Raw genomic sequence first — 17,730 nt, forward strand, 5'->3', positions numbered from 1 at the left:
CGCATTCTGAATCTGTTGTGCATTCAAGTGGTTTACGAGTATAAACAAAAAAAAGATTGATAAAAGTTTAAAGTTACAAGAACGCATCTTTTAAAAATTATTGTGGGGTAATCTCATATTGTAAAGTAGTCGAATAATCGTCTGATTTGGCATCGATCAAACGCACGTCCTGAGGTAGTGTAAAATACTTAATATCGTAACGGTAAGACATATTATTAGTGCTGTTATTGGTTTGTACCAAAGTTTGATTGGCAGCACTAAGAACAATTGGAAAAATACGCTGATTGGCGTTTGATGTTGCTGTTCCTAATGTTAAATTAATAACATCAACAGGAATTGAATTTCCGGCCGCAGATTGTAAGTTGCTTTGCAGAGATCGTACTTTAATCTGAAAGTTACTGCTGCTGTTTACCAAAAGCCCATCAGTATAAGTAACACTCGTTCCGTTACTGTAATCTTGCATCGTTTTAAATTCTAAAAGCCCATTGGCAGCATTCATATTTATTTTTAAAGAAAGTATATCTGCTGGTGGCGGTGCATCAGTAATATTTCCAATTTGGAATTGAAAATCATGACTCATCTTGCCAATTATAGCATTATTTTGGTCGTACGCCGTAAACTCAACAGACGCAGTAAATCTTGTCCATGCAGGAAAACTTCCTAAGTATGAACCGCCAAGAAGTGTTAGAGCATATTTTAACTGAAGGTTGTAATAACCATTTGGAGTCTGTGGATTGTTATATATTGGGGCATTAGAATTTGGAATCAAAAACGACTCACTATTCTCTTGTAAAAAAACATTTAATGGAGCGCCAATTTGCGAAATTGTCGGAACCGGATTTGGATATGCCTGACCATTTGTAGAAATGGGTTGAAAAGAAATCTTATTAGACGGAATCGTGAATTTACCATCGTTTGATACAATATTCTGTTTCAATCGTGCAGAAAGTTTCCAATTCGGAATATTCAAATTACCATTTCCGGCAAATGTTACTGTATAGGCATCAGGATTGGTATTCCCATTATACGAATTAATTTGTAAATAAGAGTTTACCCAAGATGTAAAAGATACTTGAGAAAAGCCCAAAAAAGGAATGCAAAAAAGTGTAATAAGAATATATTTATTCATAATTAAAATTTAATTCAGCCATTTCTAACAGAGACGAATCGCCATAATCAATAATGACAGATGCATTGTAAGATCCTTTCTCTAAAGCTTGCGTAACAGGAATACTTAATTTACGTAAATTACCTGGCAGTGTATAAAAAACGATATCATTCACCACCACTTTTTTTCCCGTTTTTATATTAATAATTTCGGTTGAAATTTTACCATCTACCCAAATTTCAGATTGATTTTTAAATTTTAAGTTTAGGTTATTCGTAGATTGATCAAATTTTAAATCTTCAATTTCAATTTTTTTGGTAAGACTATTTGAAAAGGTGTGAAAAATTTTTATTCCAGAACGAATACTCACTTTAATATTTGCTCCTTTGCTGTCAAAATCATCCACAGGATTCATTTGACTTACATATAAAACAGCAGTATGAGCAGGCAAACTATCATTGGCTGCCTTTACCGGTGTAATAGTTACCTCCAGATCTTTTCTTTCTCCGGGAGCTAGCGTAAAATAATTGTCATTGTTTTTAACAGAAATCCAGCTTGCACACGAATTTTTTAAAGTATTTGAAGGATACATCATGTTTTCGCCTTTTTCGTCATACTCCCAATCACCAAGACTCACGGCAAGATCCAAAGTATTCTTTAGGCTCACATTCGTAACCGTTATTTTTTGAGTACTACTCGTTCCGGGTTTCGACTCAAAATAAATTCTTGGAGGAGATACAGAAATACCGGTTTGTGCCTGCGCTTGAAAAATTAAAAAACAAAAAAGTAAAGCAAGTTTATTCATTTTAAGTAGTTTAAAGAAATCTGTTGGGAACATTAATTGAAGTAAAGCAAAGTTAGCTAAATAAAAAAGTGCCACAATTTCTTGTGACACTTTTTTATTTATTCTCACCTAGAGTTTTATTGACTTACAATAGTATATGTAAGTTCAGTAGTGTAAACCGTAGGGTTTTGACCCGGAACATAGTTGTCAATATAAGTATCAGCTCCTGCACCTTTATACTCAATACTAATCTTTTTGTCTACTCCACCTTTTGTAGAAGTTACTAAAGTAGTTTCGTTGTTAGACAATTGAACGTTTTGAGAATATTGAGCGCCATTTACAGCATTAGAACCAGCAGTTGCTTTAATTTGAATAGTGTTAGCATCTATAGTTTTAGCTCCGTTTTGCAATGTAGCATTTGCACTTTTTACTTTTACCTGAAAACCTCCAGTACTGTAAATGTTTAAGTGATCTGTATTTGTTGATGATACACCATTTTTGTAATCATCAGCAGTTGTATAAGTAAGATTTACAATCTTCTGTGCATTGTTAACCACTAAAGTTTGGATAGGTTTTAAATTTACATTTAATGTTACATTTTGAGCATTTACTGTAAAAAAGCCTAAGATAAATAAAGAGGCTAAAAGTAATTTTTTCATTGGGATTTTATTGAATCAAGTTTGTATTCTGTTAATTTTCAGTGCAAATGTATAATGCAATTTCAGATTAAAAATGCAATTTCAGAAGTTTTAGACAAGATGTAATTTTAATCGACGAAATGCATTTTAAAGGTTAGATGTTTGGTAATTAGTAATCCATAACTTACTTTAAAAAGCGACTTTTTGGAGTTTATGAGCGAAGAAAACGTGCTTTTTAACAGACATTTTGAGCGAAATCGTCGTCTAAAGTTGTGTTATCCAACAAAATCGGTCTGTTTTGTTTGATTTATTTGTTTGATTTTCCGCTTTTCAGAGCAAAATTCCTGTACGTTTTTTGTCGGAGATTTTAAATTTTCATTTCTTCAAATAAAAAACCCTTGTAAAATTGCTTTACAAGGGTTTTGTTTTTTAAGTAGAAATATGTTTTTCAAAGGATTTATTTCCCTTTTAATAATTTCTCCAAATATTCATTTTTATCCTTTTCAACCTGTATCAAACGTTCGTAAAGTTCGACAACTTTGTCTAAAGGATTAAAAGTACAATCATTATAATGCTTGTTAAAAGCTCCGTTATCGTAAATATTATTGAAATAATTGATTACAGCTTCTTCAGAAAAGTTTTTAATGGCTTCAACAGTCATTCCAAGTGCTTTTGCTACTTCTTTAAGTTTTTCTTCGTCTATGTTTTCACTGTTTTCCATAGCCGAGATTGCTTGCTGATTTGTTCCCAAAGCTTGTGCAAGTGCTTCTTGTTTCATGTCTTTAAGTTCACGAATACGGCTTATTTTTCGCCCTATATGATATGGTTTTGTTGCTGTGCTCATAAATCAAAGGTATTTAAAATTTTTAAAGAAAAATACTTTTTAGTAAAAAACAGGCTTTTTTTGTAAGATACCGGCTTCATTTTATGCTACAGGAATATAAATGTCAAATTTAGCACCGTGATTAAGTTTTCCTGTTGCAGTAATAATTCCGTTATGGTTTTCTACAATTTTTTTAGCAATGGCAAGACCAATTCCGGTTCCTTTATAATCAGTTTTATTATTAAGTTGCTGGAACATTTCGAAAACACGGCTTTCAAACTGAGGATCAAATCCAATACCATTATCTTTTATAATAATATGACAGTAATTAACAGCCAATTTGTTTTTCTTTGTTTTGGGTTTTGTATATACACTTTCTATAGTAATATGCAATGGTTTATCATTCGCTGAAAATTTGAGAGAATTATTTATCAAATTGCATATTAATTGATGAAATTGTGACGGAATTATATTAGCGGTACAATTTCCTGTTATTTCGATAATGGCTTTTTTTGATGTAATTTCTTTTTCTAAATCTTCAAGCACCCTATTGATAACGTCATTAAGATTAACGTTTTCGAATTTCTTTTCGGTTACACTTGTTCTAGAATACGTTAGTAAATCGTTTATAAGTGCTTGCATATGAAAAGCAGCAACTTCAATACGTTCAAAATAATACTTCCCTTTTTCGGTTAAATTTTGGTTTTCATCAGTTGTAATTCGATCTGAAAAAACTTGTATTTTTCGTAAAGGTTCTTGTAAATGATGACTTGATATATACGTAAAAGCTTCAAGTTCATTGTTTGCCAAGATTAATTCGGCAGCACGTTTTTCTTTTTCATTGTTCTGAAACGTAAGTTCTTCATTGGCTATAAGCAGCTCGGCAGCGCGTTTTTCTTTTTCCTCGTTTTGATAAGCAAGTTCTGCGTTGGCAATAACAAGTTCTGCGGCGCGCTTTTCTTTTTCATTATTCTGGAAGGTTAATTCTTTATTTGCAATAACAAGTTCTGCAGCGCGCTTTTCTTTTTCCTTATTTTGGAAAGCAAGTTCGGTATTTGCAATCACCAGTTCGGCAGCGCGCTTTTCTTTTTCTTTGTTTTGAAAAGTAAGTTCTTCATTAGCTATAAGAAGTTCAGCAGCTCGTTTTTCTTTTTCCTGGTTTTGATAAGCAAGTTCTGCGTTGGCAATAACAAGTTCAGCAGCGCGTTTTTCTTTTTCTTTGTTCTGAAATATAAGTTCAGAATTGGCAATACTTAGTTCATCAGCACGTTTTTGCTTTTCATTGTTTTGATAAGCCAATTCTTTATTTGCAATCACAAGTTCTGCGGCACGATTTTCTTTTTCCTGATTTTGATAAGCAAGTTCTGTATTCGCGATCACCAATTCGGCAGCACGTTTTTCTTTTTCTTCGTTTTGATAAGCGAGTTCTTTATTAGCAATAATTAGCTCGGCTGCACGTTTTTTACGTTCTTCTATTTGTTGGGCAAGTCTTTTGTTAACAAGCAATAATTCATCATTATGACTTGTTTTATTACGTTCCGGAAAAATTGTATTCTCAGGCAGATTAATCTTTTTTTTGGTCATGATTTCTCACTCATTTATCCAAATGTAATCTAACTGAATTTAATGTCTTTGATTTAAATATAATAAGTAAAATTTTAATCGATAAATAGCGATAATACCCAAAAGCAAGAAGTTTTATTTTAAGTTTTTTCTTATGTTTTAAGAATTAAAAAACCCTTGAGAATTAATTTCGCAAGGGTTTTATTTTTTTGAAGATGTCTAAAGTTTAATCTCAAACAAGCTAAAAGAACCTTCTTTATAATGTTCAGGCAATTCACTTGTCCATTCGATCGTGCTGATTCCTTTGTAGTCAAAACCGCAACTTGTATAATATTTGTTTATTCTTTCGTTTCCGCTGTGCGTGTCAAGCCGAATGTATTCTTTATTGTTTTCTTTGGCATATACTTTTACCCATTCGATGATTTTTTTGACATATGATTGTCCTCTAAATTTTGGATTTGTCGCAATGCGATGAAGATATACAGCCGGATCTTGCGCGGCTTCTTTCCAGATAATTAAATCATTAAAAGTAAGTACAAATGTACAAGCAACTTCGTTCGCTTCTTTGATTACAAAATGACGATTTTCGGCAATTTCCTTTTCTATAAGAGTTCTTTCAAAACCTCTCCAACTTTTATTGTTGACTGTTTTTTGATAAGATGTAGCTTCGTTATAAATATCGAAAACAGCATCGATATCTTCATTAGTAGTTTTAAAAAATTCCATTATTGTGGTTTATTCTGTAGATTAATGAATCTTCAAAGATAAATCTTTCAATTGCTTTGCGTGGGCGAAAACCTTAATTTATGTTTTTTTTATCAGAATTCAGCCAAACCACATTTTGCTCCGATTCGTGGTTTTGACCAATAATATCTCGGTACAAATCTGGTCTTCTCGCTTTTATGTAGCGATTTCCTCCAGCCTGAATGCATTTTTCAGGAGTAATTATCGCTGTTGCAAAAGAGTCATCAAAAGAGCGGCATTCAGCTAAAATATCTCCAAACGGATCAATAATCATCGAACATCCATTTTTTAATTGATCATCGTCCATACCAATTGGGTTCGAAAAAACGGCATAAATCGCATTGTCGTAAGCTCTGGCGGGAAGCCATTTCATTAACCAATCTCTTCCTTTCATTCCGTCAAATTCCAGTCGTAAAGAAGTTGGGTCAGCTTCACGGTTTTCCCAAAGCTGAGGTGCAACAAATCCAGCGCCAGGTCGGGTAGAAGGTGTGCACATTGTTACGTGAGGCATGAAAACAATATCTGCGCCTAAAAGCTTTGTAGCCCGAACATTTTCGATAATATTGTTGTCGTAGCAAATTAAAATTCCACATTTCCAGCCTTTAATTTCAAAAATACAATAACGATCTCCGGGCGTTAAATATGGATTTATAAACGGATGTAATTTTCTGTATTTTGCGACCAAACCATTTTTGTCAACACAAACATAAGTCTTGAAAAGATTGTCGTTTTCATCTTTTTCAAAAAGTCCGGCAAGAATTACAATATCATTCTTTTGTGCAATTTCAGTAAGTTTTAAAATGCTTTCTCCAGTTGGGATAATTTCTGCCAAATCCAACATTTGATCTTTCGATAAATGTCGTGCAAAAGTATATCCCGTAATAGAACATTCATGAAACGAAATGACATCGCAACCTTCATTGGCTGCTTGCTGCGAAAGTTTTTCGATTACAGATAAATTATAGTTTTTGTCACCACTTTTATTCTCAAACTGAGCCGTTGCTATTTTTAGATTTTCCATTATTTAAGCTATTAATTTGAATCAAAAATAGCAATCATGTAATTCTATAAATTGTATAAAACCGACATTTTAGAGTGAAGTTGCAGGAAAGGTTTTAATAAGATTGTTGGCTAATTTTCCGCTGCTGTATAAATACGCTGTAGGAGATATTCCGGTATGTTTTTTAAACTCTTTTATCAAATGCGATTGATCTGCGAATCCTGCTTCATAGCAAATAGCCGTTAGATTGGTATCGTCAGTTTTATTTTTCAGTAATTTTAAAAAATGATGTAGTCTTACAACGTTGCCAAATTTTTTCGGGTTCAACCCAATAGATTCTTGAAACTTTCTTTCAAGATGTCTTTCGCTATAACCAGTATATTTGACTAAATCTGCAACAGCAAAATATCCTTTATTTGAAATTATAAAATCCAATGAATTGTTTATAATCAATTGGTTTGATGCTGATTTTTTAGAAATTAGATTGCTGAAAAAAACGTTCAAAAGTTCAACTCTGGAATTATTATTACCTTGTTCAGATAATTGCTCTTCGAGAATCATTCCGTTTTTACCAAAAACAGTATCAATAGCAATAATAGCATCCAGAAATTCATTAGCCGGAATTCCTAATAATTGATGAATTCCGTTGGGTTGAAAAACGACAATTATCAAAGTTATTGCATCATTAGAATAAATGTCTTTGAAGCCATTAAGCTGCCCGTATAAAAAAGAATTGGGTAAATAATCTGTTACACCCAAATTGTCAATGCGAGAGATTAGTTTACTTTTTAGAGAAAAAACAACACCAGTATTACCATCAGAAAACATTCGAAGTTTTTGTATATCAGTAGCAGCATTATCTAAAAAAAGATAATGTTTAATGTAAGGTGATAGCTCTTTTGATGGAGAAACTTGCATAAAGATATTTTTTAATAATCTCAAAAAATAGTGATGCAAATTTAGAGATATTAATCCTGCAAAGCTATTTTTACATCAGGTAAAATACGGCCAACAAACAGTTTATAAGCCAATTCAGAAGGATGTAACCCATCTGAAGCTACTAAACTACTATTGCTAAGACCTTGACGAGTAATATCTGTAATCGAAATAAAAACTACGCCTTTGCTTATACATGTATTCTCAGCAAAAGTGTTGTATTGATTTAGTTCGTTAGAAATTTTCATGCGGTTTGCCTCAGCGTAATTTGCAGCAAATGGAGTGTAAGCATAATCAGGAATCGAAAGTACGATTACATTTTTCTTATCTCCTTTGGCTAAGGATATTGCTTTGGTAAGCAGTTCAGGAAATTCCTTTTGATAAACTGAAAAATCCACATGTTGATATTGATTGTTAACACCTATTAAAAGTGTAATTAAATCATAATCAGAATCCGGATTTTGTGTGTTTATTGCCGAAATTAAGTTTGAAGTAGTCCAGCCAATTGTCGCAATTATTTTTAACGAAAAATCGGTTTGAGGATAAATTGCTTTTAGACTTGCTTTTAGTTGTTCGGGATATCTGCAAGTTTCGCAAACACTTTGACCAATAGTATAACTGTCGCCTAATGCCAGATATTTAATAGAATTGGCAATTGGAGTAGTAGGAATTTGTGTTGCCGGAGGAGTAACAGGTAATGTTGGAGTAACAGGAGTTTTTGAAGCTGAATCATCAGAACTACAGCTTAAAAGAAATATAGAAAGGATAACAATAACTATTTGTTTGAAATGCGGTTTCATAATTTAGATAAATTAATTTTCGGATCATTCTAAACAAATAGTTACGTTGTATAACTTATTTTGGTTTTACACCATTTCTGCTTTCATCACGATTTCTTCTTCAATGGCGTTCCAAAGACCGATTCGTTTTTCTAATGCCAGAATTGAAATTTCTTCTACTTCTTTCCATTTTTGAGCATCATCTTCGCATAAATCTGTGATCATTTGCATTGCCATTGGGCCGTGTTCATCGGCATCAAGTTCAATATGTCTTTCAAAATAGTAAAGCAATTTGCTTAGATCCGTTTCCGGAAGATTTTTTTGAAAGTTTTTTAATATTGCTGTAAACATACTCGGAATCAAATCTTCTCTTCCAAAAGTAAACGCAGCGGCAATTTCATGCGGTTTTCCTTGCTCAATTACTCTAAAAGTAAAATCTAAAAAAGCCTTTACATCTGGATGTAAGGAACTTTGTTTAATGGCAACAAAAATGTTATGAAGTGAAGTAACTTCAGATAGAAAATTGTTGATTCCGTTGGTATTAGCACCACAATCTTCCATAGCCTCGATATACATTTCGTAATGGCTTTGTCTTCTTCCGTCAATACTTAAATCAGTTTCTTCTGCAAGAACGATTTCATTGATCAGGTATCTTGTCTCAGGATTTTTTGTAGCGAACCAAGGTGTTGTAGTACAAGTAAGTTTTGCTTGTAACGCCTTTAATAATGACATAAAATCCCAAACTGCAAAAATATGAGTCTCTAAGAAAATATGTAAATCATCAATATTCTGAATCTTATTATATAAAGAATGTTTTAAAAGTTGATCTTTTTGTAGTTGAATGCTATTGTTGATAGTTTCAATATTCATTTTTGTAAATTTTGTGCAAAGATAAAAAGCTTCTCGGGAAAGAGAAGCTTTTCATATTGTTTTTGTATATATTTTAATAGTTGTTTATTATTTAAATGCTGGAATTCCAGTTACATCCATTCCTGTTATTAATAAATGTATATCATGAGTTCCTTCGTAAGTAATTACACTTTCAAGGTTCATCATATGTCTCATAATCGAATATTCTCCCGTAATTCCCATTCCGCCTAACATTTGTCTGGCTTCACGCGCAATATGAATTGCCATATCAACATTATTACGTTTTGCCATCGAGATTTGAGCTGTTGTAGCTTTTCCTTCGTTTCTCAAAACACCCAAACGCCAGGTTAATAATTGTGCTTTTGTGATTTCAGTAATCATTTCAGCCAGTTTTTTCTGTTGTAATTGAGTTCCTGCAATAGGTTTTCCAAACTGGATTCTTTCTTTAGCATAACGCAAAGCAGTATCGTAACAGTCCATTGCTGCCCCAATTGCTCCCCAGGCAATTCCGTAACGAGCAGAATCTAAGCAGCCTAGTGGTGCGCCCAATCCGGATTTATTTGGTAGAAGATTCTCTTTTGGAACTTTTACATTGTCAAAAATTAATTCTCCTGTTGATGATGCACGTAACGACCATTTATTATGAGTTTCAGGAGTTGTAAAACCTTTCATTCCGCGTTCTACAATTAATCCGTGAATTCTTCCCGTTTCATCTTTTGCCCAAACAACGGCAATGTCAGCAAAAGGAGCATTCGAAATCCACATTTTGGCGCCATTTAAAAGATAATGATCTCCCATGTCTTTAAAATTCGTAATCATACTTCCGGGATCAGAACCATGATCCGGTTCAGTCAAACCAAAACAGCCAATAAATTCTCCTGTTGCAAGTTTTGGCAAGTATTTCATTCGTTGTTCTTCATTTCCATACTTCCATATAGGATACATTACTAATGAAGATTGTACAGATGAAGTCGATCTTACGCCAGAATCTCCGCGTTCAATTTCCTGCATTATTAAACCGTAAGAAATCTGGTCTAAGCCAGCACCTCCATATTCTACTGGAATGTAAGGTCCGAAACCACCAATTTCGCCAAGTCCTTTAATAATTTGTTTTGGAAATTCTGCTTTTTGAGCATATTCTTCAATAATAGGAGAAACTTCTCTTTTAACCCAAGCACGAGCAGACTCACGAACTAATTTGTGTTCATCTGTCAATAAATCGTCAAGGTTGTAATAATCCGGGGCTTGAAATAAATCTGGTTTCATTTTTTGATAGTTTTACAAAAACAAATTTACGCAATAAAAATATAACAAAAACATATAAAATTGTTATATTTCTACGCTTTATAAAGAAGAAAAATAGTATAAATAGAAATAAATTTTAGTTTATTGAAAATTTAAAAGCTATTTTTGAGATTCCAAAAACAAAATGAATGAGGCTGATCATCTCTTTTTTACTCTTCTTTGTTCTGAATAATGTAGTTTCTCAAGAGAAGAAAGCATTAACGGAACAAGAGTATTTAGTATTGCAGGATAAAATTCGACTTAATATTAATGTAAATGTCGACAGTGCTGTTGTATATGCCAATAAAATGGCTAGATCTAACAATTATAAGCATCTTGCTTTTGCTAATGGAGCATTATCTTACCTCGATCAATTAAAAGGAAATGCGGCAAAATCTAAAGAAAGTTATCAGCTGGCATTTAAGTATTTGAATAAAATGCCTGATTCGCGAGAAAAAACAGAGCTTAAATCTTACTTATATAATTATGGTGGATTGGCTGAGTGGAAAAGAGCGAATTTTAGTAAAGCATTAGAAAATTACCAGGAAGGAATGAAACTTTCTATGGAAATAAGAGATATTATTCAAATTGTAAAATTTAAAACCAACATCTCTTCTATAAATAATTCGGTTGGGAACTATAGGTTGGCGATTAAAAACTTAAGACAACTAGATGAGTTTGTAGATAAGAATGAAAGTGTTTATACTAAAGACCAATTCTTAAATACCAAAAGTAATATTAACCTCAGTTTGGCTGGCGCGTATGAGAATAATTATGTAAAAAACCTGAAGGAGAAATTTTTACTGGATTCATCTGAATATTTTTATAAGAGAACAGTTAGTTATTCTAAAAACTTTGCAGATAATAAAATTGTTGCAAAGTTAAGTTTGGGTAATATTTACAGCTGGAAAAAAGATTATGTAAATGCGGAGAAAACCTATTATGATATTATATTTTTAGCCGATCAAAATAAGATGCTGGATATGTTATGCTCGGCAAATTATAATTTAGGAGATATCTATTTTACAACAAAAAAATACGATAAAGCGTTAGTTTTTTTTAAAAAATCAGATTCAATTGGTGCTATAACAAAAAGTAATGAAGTCGATTATTTAAAATCAAATTATTATCAGGCAAAAATTTATAGTATTCGCAAAGAACCTGAATTGGCTTATAAACACTCTAAAATTTATTTGGATAATTATGAAAAATCTGAAACAAAATTAAGTGAGCAAGTTTTAGAGGTAAATTATAAACTTGGTGTTGGAGGTTTAACTGATGAAATGATTTCTATTCAGGAAAAATATAAGTATGATGTTTTTTTGAATAAAGCTTTAAAAGTTTTTTATGTCGTTTTATTTGTTGCAATTGTATTTTTATTGATTAAAAATATTAGGGATAAAAATAAAGCACATAAAAAAATGAACGCCTTAATTGAAGAATTCAAGGCCAATTTAGAAAAGAAAAATCAAGCCGAACCGGAAGTACAAGAAGAAGTTGTTTTTGAACCAGAAGAAATTCAGCTTAAGAAAGAAAATGTCAATTTAAGTATTGATGAAGCAAAAGAGAACAAAATAGTAGAAAAACTATTGGCTCTCGAAAGCAAACACGAATATCTAAATGCCGATTTTACGCTGCCTTATGTCGCAAAAAAAATAAAAACGAATACAACCTATTTGTCGTATGTCGTTAATAAAAGATTTGGTAAATCTTTTGGAGAATACTCTAACGAACTTAAAATTAACTACGTAATCAATGAAATGATTACCAATCATATGTACCGAAAATATTCAACTCAGGCAATAGCAGAAAGTGTTGGGTTTAAAAATGCAGTTTCTTTTGCCAAATCATTTCGCAAAAGAACTGGAGTATCTCCAGCTCAATTTGCGAATAATATTTAATTAAAAAAATATAAGATTATTTAGATAAAGTTAAGTTGTGGTACTTCTCTTGTTTGTTAGGATTATCGATTTATGAATAGATTATATCATAATTTTTGTTGATTTCCAGATAGTTATTCTATTTCGAAAGCTTCAAGATTGGCCTATGATATTTAATCTTTTCTTGAATCAACCCATTCCTTTTCCTTGACCAATAGTTGGATCTGTTGGTGCTGTTTCTAGTAATATTTTAGCTGCTTCTTGTGCTGCTTCTTGCGCTGCAGTTAGTATTGGTGAATCGCCTCCGCGAACTGATTTTTGCTGATTTTTGGATAGTTGTTCAGTTTCAAAATCTGCGAAATTTAGTTTCTGATTTCCCATGTCTGTTAGTATTAAATTATTAATTTTTAATATGATTTTTTTAAAATTTTAGCTTCTGATTTTAGCTTTATGGCTTACCTGCTCCTTTACCTTGACCTATGGTTGGATCAGTTAAATCTTCTCCTCCGTGAACAGTTTTTTGCTCTTTTCTTGATAATTTTTCGTTCTCAAAATCTTCGAATTTTAATGCTTGATTTGTCATGTCTTTGTGTATTAGGGTTTATGATTTATCAAAACTAGACAAAAAGGAAAACGCTTAGTCGAGATTACGGTTTTGAGGGTTTTGTTAGAAATTTATCAGTCGTAAGTAATTGTAGTACAGATTATTGAGTAATGAATTCAACATGCTATAATTTATAAATTGTATGTAGTATAATTGATAAAATGTGTGCCATCGTCGTTTTATTTACAATAAAAACAGCAATATTTGTATTGTAATTATGATTTAAAACGATCGAAAAAGATGTTAAAACTTGTCCAAAAATTTCTCCAAATAAATAGATACTCGGAAATTAAAAATGAGTTTAAAGATTTGTTTCTTTCTCATCCAAATTACCCTAGTTTATTTGCGATAACAGATTCTCTGGATTTACTATCTGTAGAGAATGCTGCAGTAAGAGTTTCGAAAGAACAAATAGTAGACTTACCATCAAATTTTTTAGCTTATTTTAAAGAAGAACTTATATTGGTAGAAAAGGCTAAAAATTTCGTACGTATAAATACTATCAAAAAAGGAAGCCAAAAATTGCCTTATGAAAAATTCCTTTTAGATTGGAATGGAGTAGTTGTTGCAATTGAACCTAATAATGTAGTTGCAAGAGAAAATTTAAAAGTAGAATTCAGTTGGTTAAAATATGGTTTACCATTATTATTAATTGTTGGTTTGTCTTTTTTCTACAATACATATAATTTATTCAGTCTTATTTTTTTAACTACATCTATATTAGGATTTATAGTTAGTGTATTTATAGTTCAGGAAAAATTAGGTTTCAAAAATAGTATCATCTCAAGAATTTGTAATCTTAGCACAACTTCTTCATGTAATGCAGTTATTAACAGTAAAGATGGAAATGAGAATAAATGGATTAGTTTTCCTGATCTGCCATTGATTTTTTTTAGTGCCAGTTTGATTTCTATTTTAATTCGTCCTTTAGATTCAGCAATTTTTATTGGCTTTTTAAGCTTGCTGGCAATACCTATTATAGTGTCTTCAATTTGGATTCAAAAATTTGAAATTCAAAAATGGTGCGTAATGTGTTTAATGGTGTCATTTTTGATTTTTGTGCAAAGTATTATATGGTTTGCATCAGATTTGTTCACATTGAGTTTTAGTTTCGAGAATGTCTTTCCATTTTTATTCTCAGTAGTTCTTCTGGTTCCTATTTGGTTTGTTTTAAAATCAATGATAAAAAATATCCTAAGTAGCGAAAACTCACTTAAGGAAATGAAAAAGTTTAAAAGAAATTATTCTTTATTGAATTTTTTGTCCAGAAAAGTTCCTTATACAAAAGGATTTGAGGATTTAAGAGGTTTGAATTTTGGAAATAGAAATGCAGCAGTTAAGCTTTCTATTATAATAAGCCCAAGTTGCGAACATTGTCATAATACATTTCATGAAGCTTTTGATTTGGTAATGAGATTTCCGGACAAGATCTTTTTGAATGTGTTGTTCAATATTAATCCTGAAAACACTGAAAATCCGTATAAAGTTGTTGTCGAAAGGCTTTTAACAATAAACAGATCAACACCAGGAAAAACGGTCGAAGCGATATCAGATTGGCATATTAAGAAGATTGGACTAAAAAAATGGTTAAAAAAATGGCATGTTGACTCTGTTAGTATGATGATTAATCAGGAAATACAAAAGCAATATGAGTGGTGTTCGAAAAATAATTTTAACTACACTCCTATAAAAATAGTTAATGAGAGACTGTTTCCTAACGAATATGAATTAAGTGAGTTGAAATATTTCTTGAATGATTTTGTAGAAGAGATTGAGATTTTAGAAAAAACCGCTTAATTTTTTAAAAATAGATTGAAAAGAAGTTTTTAAATATTTGTAATGAAGTTGAAAAATTAACCCTAAAAAGAAAAAGCGATGTTAGAAAAAATTTTAAAAATAGAAGGAATTGAAAAATTATCAGAACAGGAACAAAAAAGCATGCTTGCTAATTTGAATCAGCTGAAAAACGGTAAAAAGAAGTTCGATACTTCTGTTATGACTAAATAAAAATATATATGTTAAAAAATATTTTGAATTTAGAAAATGTTCAGCATATAACTAAGAGTGAGCAAAAAAAGATAAAAGGAGGGATTCCTGAATGTTGGGTTTATGCAATCGAAGCAGGTTGTGTTTTAATACCCGTAGGCGGCACTTGTCCGGTAAATACTATGCCAGGTATTTGCGATACAAGCCGACTTTGTTGTTAATTTTTAACCTTTTTAAGAGTAATACGATATAGCCTTTTTTAGAATTTAGTCATGTTTTTTTTAATTTGTAGGCGCTCGATCGTGGAACATTGAGCAAATTCCCCACATTGATGATTGGTGTTGGGATTCTTTAGGAAATTGGTCACTGAGTTGATTTTATTTGGTTAGGGTTAACCGGTGCCATGTCCTACAGAAATTGTATTTCGAATAATAAAGCTTTTAAATAGTAAACAGAGAGGAATTTTTCCTCTCTGTTTTTTTTTGTAGCAATATCAGAATTATAATATTAAATTGCACTTGAATTAAATTTTGTAAATTGAAAAAATTCACCAATTATAAGCAAGCTGATTACAAAGATTGTGGGCCAACGTGTTTAAAGATAGTAGCTAAACATTACGGAAAAACAATCAACATTCAGGAGTTGAGAGACATTAGTGAAACAACTCGTGAAGGAAGTAATTTGCTGTTTTTGAGTGATGCAGCAGAAAAAGTTGGGTTTAGAACCTTAGGGGTAAAACTAAGTATAACGAGGTTAGAAGAAGCGCCGTTGCCATGTATTCTGCATTGGAATAAAAACCATTATGTAGTGCTCTACAAAATTAAAAAAAACACCTATTATATTTCAGATCCGGCTTTTGGTTTAATTGAATATAATAAACAAGATTTTCTTAAATTTTGGATTGGAAACAATGCAGATGACTCTACTCAGGAAGGAGTCGCATTGTTGATGGAAGCTTCTCCAAAGTTTTTTCAATCTGAATTTGATAAAGAAGAAAATAAAGGATTAGGTTTTCGATTGTTGTCACAATACGTATTGCGATATAAATCATTTTTGATCCAGCTTAGCATTGGTTTATTAGCGAGTAGTTTGTTACAGCTAATTTTTCCGTTTTTAACCCAAAGTATTGTCGATGTCGGTATTCAGAATCAGAATATTCATTTTATTTATCTGATTCTTTTTGCACAATTATTTCTTTTCGCAGGAAAAACCGGTTTAGAACTTATCAGAAGTTGGATTTTACTTCATCTTTCAACCAGAATCAATATATCGCTTATCTCAGATTTCTTTATTAAATTAATGAATTTGCCTATCTCATTTTTTGATGTCCGAATGACCGGAGATATAATGCAGCGTATAAATGATCATCGAAGAATAGAAAAAATTCTGACCACATCATCATTAAATGTCTTATTTTCTGTAATCAATATGTTTGTTTTAGGCGGAGTATTGGCGTACTTTAATCTTAAGATCTTCTTTGTGTTTTTTGCCGGAAGTATTCTTTATTTTGGATGGATAACGTTATTCTTAAAACGTAGAGAAGTATTAGATTATAAACGCTTTGCTGAGGTTTCTCAAGAACAAAGTAAAGTAATGGAGCTTATCAACGGAATGCAGGAAATTAAACTCCACAATGCCGAAAAGCAAAAACGTTGGGGTTGGGAGTATGTACAAGCGAGACTTTTTAGAGTTTCGATAAAAGGGCTAATTTTAGAACAAACACAAACAATCGGTTCTTCTGTAATCAATGAATTGAAGAATATCTTTATTATTTTTCTTTCTGCAAAACTGGTAATCGACGGTTCTATTACTCTTGGTATGATGTTGGCGATAAGTTCGATTGTGGGAAGTTTGAATGGGCCAATTACACAACTTATAGAATTTGTTCGAGAACTTCAGGATGCTAAAATTTCGTTGGCAAGATTATCTGAAATTCACGAAAAAGAAGATGAAACACAGCAAGAAGAGCATCAAACAAGTGATGTTCCTTATGATTCGGATATTGATATAAAAGATGTTTCTTATCGCTATCTTGGATCAGATATTCTTGTTTTAGACAATTTAACTTTAAAAATCCCGGCCAATAAAGTAACGGCAATAGTTGGAGTTAGCGGAAGCGGAAAAACTACTTTGATGAAACTGCTTCTTAAGTTTTATGAGCCTGAAAAAGGTGAAGTTCATATTGGTAATACACAACTTAAAAATATTTCGCAAAAAGGCTGGAGATCTCATATTGGAGCCGTAATGCAGGAAGGCTTTATCTTTAGTGATACAATCGCTAATAATATTGCTTTTGGTGTTGATATAATTAATAAAGAACGATTGGTTTATGCCGCCGATGTTGCCAATATAAAAGAATACATTAGTGGTTTACCGCTTGGTTATAATACGAAAATTGGTGCCGAAGGAGTTGGAATGAGTACGGGACAAAAACAACGTTTGCTCATTGCACGCGCTGTTTATAAAAATCCCGAGATATTGTTTTTTGATGAAGCAACCTCGGCTTTAGACGCCAATAATGAAAAAGAAATTATGCAAAAGTTGGATACTTTCTTTAAAGACAAAACAGTAGTTGTTATTGCTCATCGATTAAGTACCGTTATGAATGCTGATCAAATTGTGGTTTTAGATAAAGGAAAAATCATCGAAATTGGCAACCATTCTAGTTTAGTCGAGCAAAAAGGGAGTTATTTTGAACTGGTGAAAAATCAATTACAATTAGGAAATTAAA

The 17,730-nt window shown here is 31.8% G+C and carries 18 protein-coding genes; 5 read left to right on the forward strand and 13 right to left on the reverse strand.

Annotated elements, in window-relative coordinates; all coding sequences use genetic code 11:
* Nucleotides 1-97 precede the first annotated feature (97 nt).
* The 11 genes from ACHRVZ_RS09345 to ACHRVZ_RS09395 all read right to left on the reverse strand — a co-directional run bounded on the left by ACHRVZ_RS09345 (nt 98) and on the right by ACHRVZ_RS09395 (nt 10,511).
* Nucleotides 98-1,129 (reverse strand): hypothetical protein, encoded by a 1,032-nt coding sequence (locus ACHRVZ_RS09345; RefSeq protein ID WP_395422069.1) that lies wholly within the window; start codon nt 1,127-1,129, stop codon nt 98-100.
* Nucleotides 1,122-1,913, reverse strand: a complete 792-nt coding sequence (locus ACHRVZ_RS09350; RefSeq protein ID WP_395422070.1) for a molecular chaperone — start codon at nt 1,911-1,913, stop codon at nt 1,122-1,124. Before ACHRVZ_RS09350 ends, ACHRVZ_RS09345 begins: the two co-directional genes overlap by 8 nt.
* A gap of 116 nt (nt 1,914-2,029) precedes the next feature.
* Nucleotides 2,030-2,551: a hypothetical protein gene (locus ACHRVZ_RS09355; RefSeq protein WP_395422071.1), complete on the reverse strand. Its 522-nt coding sequence runs from the start codon at nt 2,549-2,551 to the stop codon at nt 2,030-2,032.
* Between the two features lie 436 nt (nt 2,552-2,987).
* Complete coding sequence (locus ACHRVZ_RS09360; protein WP_395422072.1) at nt 2,988-3,374, reverse strand: helix-turn-helix domain-containing protein; 387 nt, start codon at nt 3,372-3,374, stop codon at nt 2,988-2,990.
* An 81-nt stretch (nt 3,375-3,455) separates the two neighbouring features.
* Nucleotides 3,456-4,937 carry an ATP-binding protein gene (locus ACHRVZ_RS09365; protein ID WP_395422074.1) on the reverse strand — a complete coding sequence of 494 codons (1,482 nt, stop codon included), beginning with the start codon at nt 4,935-4,937 and terminating at the stop codon, nt 3,456-3,458.
* Between the two features lie 198 nt (nt 4,938-5,135).
* On the reverse strand, nt 5,136-5,642 hold the full coding sequence (locus tag ACHRVZ_RS09370; RefSeq protein ID WP_395422075.1) for a GNAT family N-acetyltransferase: 507 nt from the start codon (nt 5,640-5,642) through the stop codon (nt 5,136-5,138).
* Between the two features lie 73 nt (nt 5,643-5,715).
* Entirely contained in the window at nt 5,716-6,681 is a 966-nt protein-coding gene (locus ACHRVZ_RS09375; protein WP_395422077.1) for a nitrilase family protein, read from the reverse strand.
* A gap of 69 nt (nt 6,682-6,750) precedes the next feature.
* Nucleotides 6,751-7,578, reverse strand: a complete 828-nt coding sequence (locus ACHRVZ_RS09380; protein ID WP_395422078.1) for a helix-turn-helix domain-containing protein — start codon at nt 7,576-7,578, stop codon at nt 6,751-6,753.
* A 50-nt stretch (nt 7,579-7,628) separates the two neighbouring features.
* Nucleotides 7,629-8,396: an SGNH/GDSL hydrolase family protein gene (locus ACHRVZ_RS09385; protein WP_395422079.1), complete on the reverse strand. Its 768-nt coding sequence runs from the start codon at nt 8,394-8,396 to the stop codon at nt 7,629-7,631.
* A 66-nt stretch (nt 8,397-8,462) separates the two neighbouring features.
* Nucleotides 8,463-9,245, reverse strand: a complete 783-nt coding sequence (locus ACHRVZ_RS09390) for a DUF3050 domain-containing protein (protein WP_395422080.1) — start codon at nt 9,243-9,245, stop codon at nt 8,463-8,465.
* An 87-nt stretch (nt 9,246-9,332) separates the two neighbouring features.
* On the reverse strand, nt 9,333-10,511 hold the full coding sequence (locus tag ACHRVZ_RS09395) for an acyl-CoA dehydrogenase family protein (protein WP_395422081.1): 1,179 nt from the start codon (nt 10,509-10,511) through the stop codon (nt 9,333-9,335).
* Between the two features lie 1,607 nt (nt 10,512-12,118).
* Between ACHRVZ_RS09395 and ACHRVZ_RS09400 the strand changes: the two genes are divergently transcribed.
* The gene (locus tag ACHRVZ_RS09400) at nt 12,119-12,430 is read left to right on the forward strand and encodes a helix-turn-helix domain-containing protein (RefSeq protein ID WP_395422507.1); all 312 of its coding nucleotides are present in this window, start codon (nt 12,119-12,121) and stop codon (nt 12,428-12,430) included.
* 168 nt (nt 12,431-12,598) lie between these two features.
* Here the strand turns inward: ACHRVZ_RS09400 and ACHRVZ_RS09405 are convergent, their stop codons facing one another.
* Nucleotides 12,599-12,790: an rSAM-modified peptide gene (locus tag ACHRVZ_RS09405; RefSeq protein WP_395422082.1), complete on the reverse strand. Its 192-nt coding sequence runs from the start codon at nt 12,788-12,790 to the stop codon at nt 12,599-12,601.
* A gap of 67 nt (nt 12,791-12,857) precedes the next feature.
* Nucleotides 12,858-12,992 (reverse strand): rSAM-modified peptide, encoded by a 135-nt coding sequence (locus ACHRVZ_RS09410; protein ID WP_395422083.1) that lies wholly within the window; start codon nt 12,990-12,992, stop codon nt 12,858-12,860.
* Nucleotides 12,993-13,253: 261 nt separating this feature from the next.
* Here ACHRVZ_RS09410 and ACHRVZ_RS09415 point away from each other — a divergent pair, with 261 nt between their 5' ends.
* The 4 genes from ACHRVZ_RS09415 to ACHRVZ_RS09430 all read left to right on the forward strand — a co-directional run bounded on the left by ACHRVZ_RS09415 (nt 13,254) and on the right by ACHRVZ_RS09430 (nt 17,729).
* Entirely contained in the window at nt 13,254-14,810 is a 1,557-nt protein-coding gene (locus tag ACHRVZ_RS09415) for a vitamin K epoxide reductase family protein (RefSeq protein ID WP_395422085.1), read from the forward strand.
* A 78-nt stretch (nt 14,811-14,888) separates the two neighbouring features.
* Nucleotides 14,889-15,020, forward strand: coding sequence for a hypothetical protein (locus ACHRVZ_RS09420; RefSeq protein ID WP_395422087.1), 132 nt, complete (start codon nt 14,889-14,891; stop codon nt 15,018-15,020).
* A gap of 8 nt (nt 15,021-15,028) precedes the next feature.
* Nucleotides 15,029-15,220 (forward strand): hypothetical protein, encoded by a 192-nt coding sequence (locus tag ACHRVZ_RS09425; RefSeq protein WP_395422088.1) that lies wholly within the window; start codon nt 15,029-15,031, stop codon nt 15,218-15,220.
* Nucleotides 15,221-15,536: 316 nt separating this feature from the next.
* Complete coding sequence (locus ACHRVZ_RS09430) at nt 15,537-17,729, forward strand: peptidase domain-containing ABC transporter (RefSeq protein ID WP_395422089.1); 2,193 nt, start codon at nt 15,537-15,539, stop codon at nt 17,727-17,729.
* The last annotated feature ends 1 nt before the right edge of the window (nt 17,730 follow it).

This window comes from Flavobacterium sp. FlaQc-57 (genome assembly GCF_044007395.1).
Lineage (GTDB): Bacteria > Bacteroidota > Bacteroidia > Flavobacteriales > Flavobacteriaceae > Flavobacterium.

Coding starts and splice junctions, on each gene's coding strand:
- ACHRVZ_RS09345 (WP_395422069.1), bottom strand. CDS start 1,129: ATGAATAAATATATTCTTATTACACTTTTTTGCATTCCTTTTTTGGGC.
- ACHRVZ_RS09350 (WP_395422070.1), bottom strand. CDS start 1,913: ATGAATAAACTTGCTTTACTTTTTTGTTTTTTAATTTTTCAAGCGCAG.
- ACHRVZ_RS09355 (WP_395422071.1), bottom strand. CDS start 2,551: ATGAAAAAATTACTTTTAGCCTCTTTATTTATCTTAGGCTTTTTTACA.
- ACHRVZ_RS09360 (WP_395422072.1), bottom strand. CDS start 3,374: ATGAGCACAGCAACAAAACCATATCATATAGGGCGAAAAATAAGCCGT.
- ACHRVZ_RS09365 (WP_395422074.1), bottom strand. CDS start 4,937: ATGACCAAAAAAAAGATTAATCTGCCTGAGAATACAATTTTTCCGGAA.
- ACHRVZ_RS09370 (WP_395422075.1), bottom strand. CDS start 5,642: ATGGAATTTTTTAAAACTACTAATGAAGATATCGATGCTGTTTTCGAT.
- ACHRVZ_RS09375 (WP_395422077.1), bottom strand. CDS start 6,681: ATGGAAAATCTAAAAATAGCAACGGCTCAGTTTGAGAATAAAAGTGGT.
- ACHRVZ_RS09380 (WP_395422078.1), bottom strand. CDS start 7,578: ATGCAAGTTTCTCCATCAAAAGAGCTATCACCTTACATTAAACATTAT.
- ACHRVZ_RS09385 (WP_395422079.1), bottom strand. CDS start 8,396: ATGAAACCGCATTTCAAACAAATAGTTATTGTTATCCTTTCTATATTT.
- ACHRVZ_RS09390 (WP_395422080.1), bottom strand. CDS start 9,245: ATGAATATTGAAACTATCAACAATAGCATTCAACTACAAAAAGATCAA.
- ACHRVZ_RS09395 (WP_395422081.1), bottom strand. CDS start 10,511: ATGAAACCAGATTTATTTCAAGCCCCGGATTATTACAACCTTGACGAT.
- ACHRVZ_RS09405 (WP_395422082.1), bottom strand. CDS start 12,790: ATGGGAAATCAGAAACTAAATTTCGCAGATTTTGAAACTGAACAACTA.
- ACHRVZ_RS09410 (WP_395422083.1), bottom strand. CDS start 12,992: ATGACAAATCAAGCATTAAAATTCGAAGATTTTGAGAACGAAAAATTA.
- ACHRVZ_RS09415 (WP_395422085.1), top strand. CDS start 13,254: ATGTTAAAACTTGTCCAAAAATTTCTCCAAATAAATAGATACTCGGAA.
- ACHRVZ_RS09420 (WP_395422087.1), top strand. CDS start 14,889: ATGTTAGAAAAAATTTTAAAAATAGAAGGAATTGAAAAATTATCAGAA.
- ACHRVZ_RS09425 (WP_395422088.1), top strand. CDS start 15,029: ATGTTAAAAAATATTTTGAATTTAGAAAATGTTCAGCATATAACTAAG.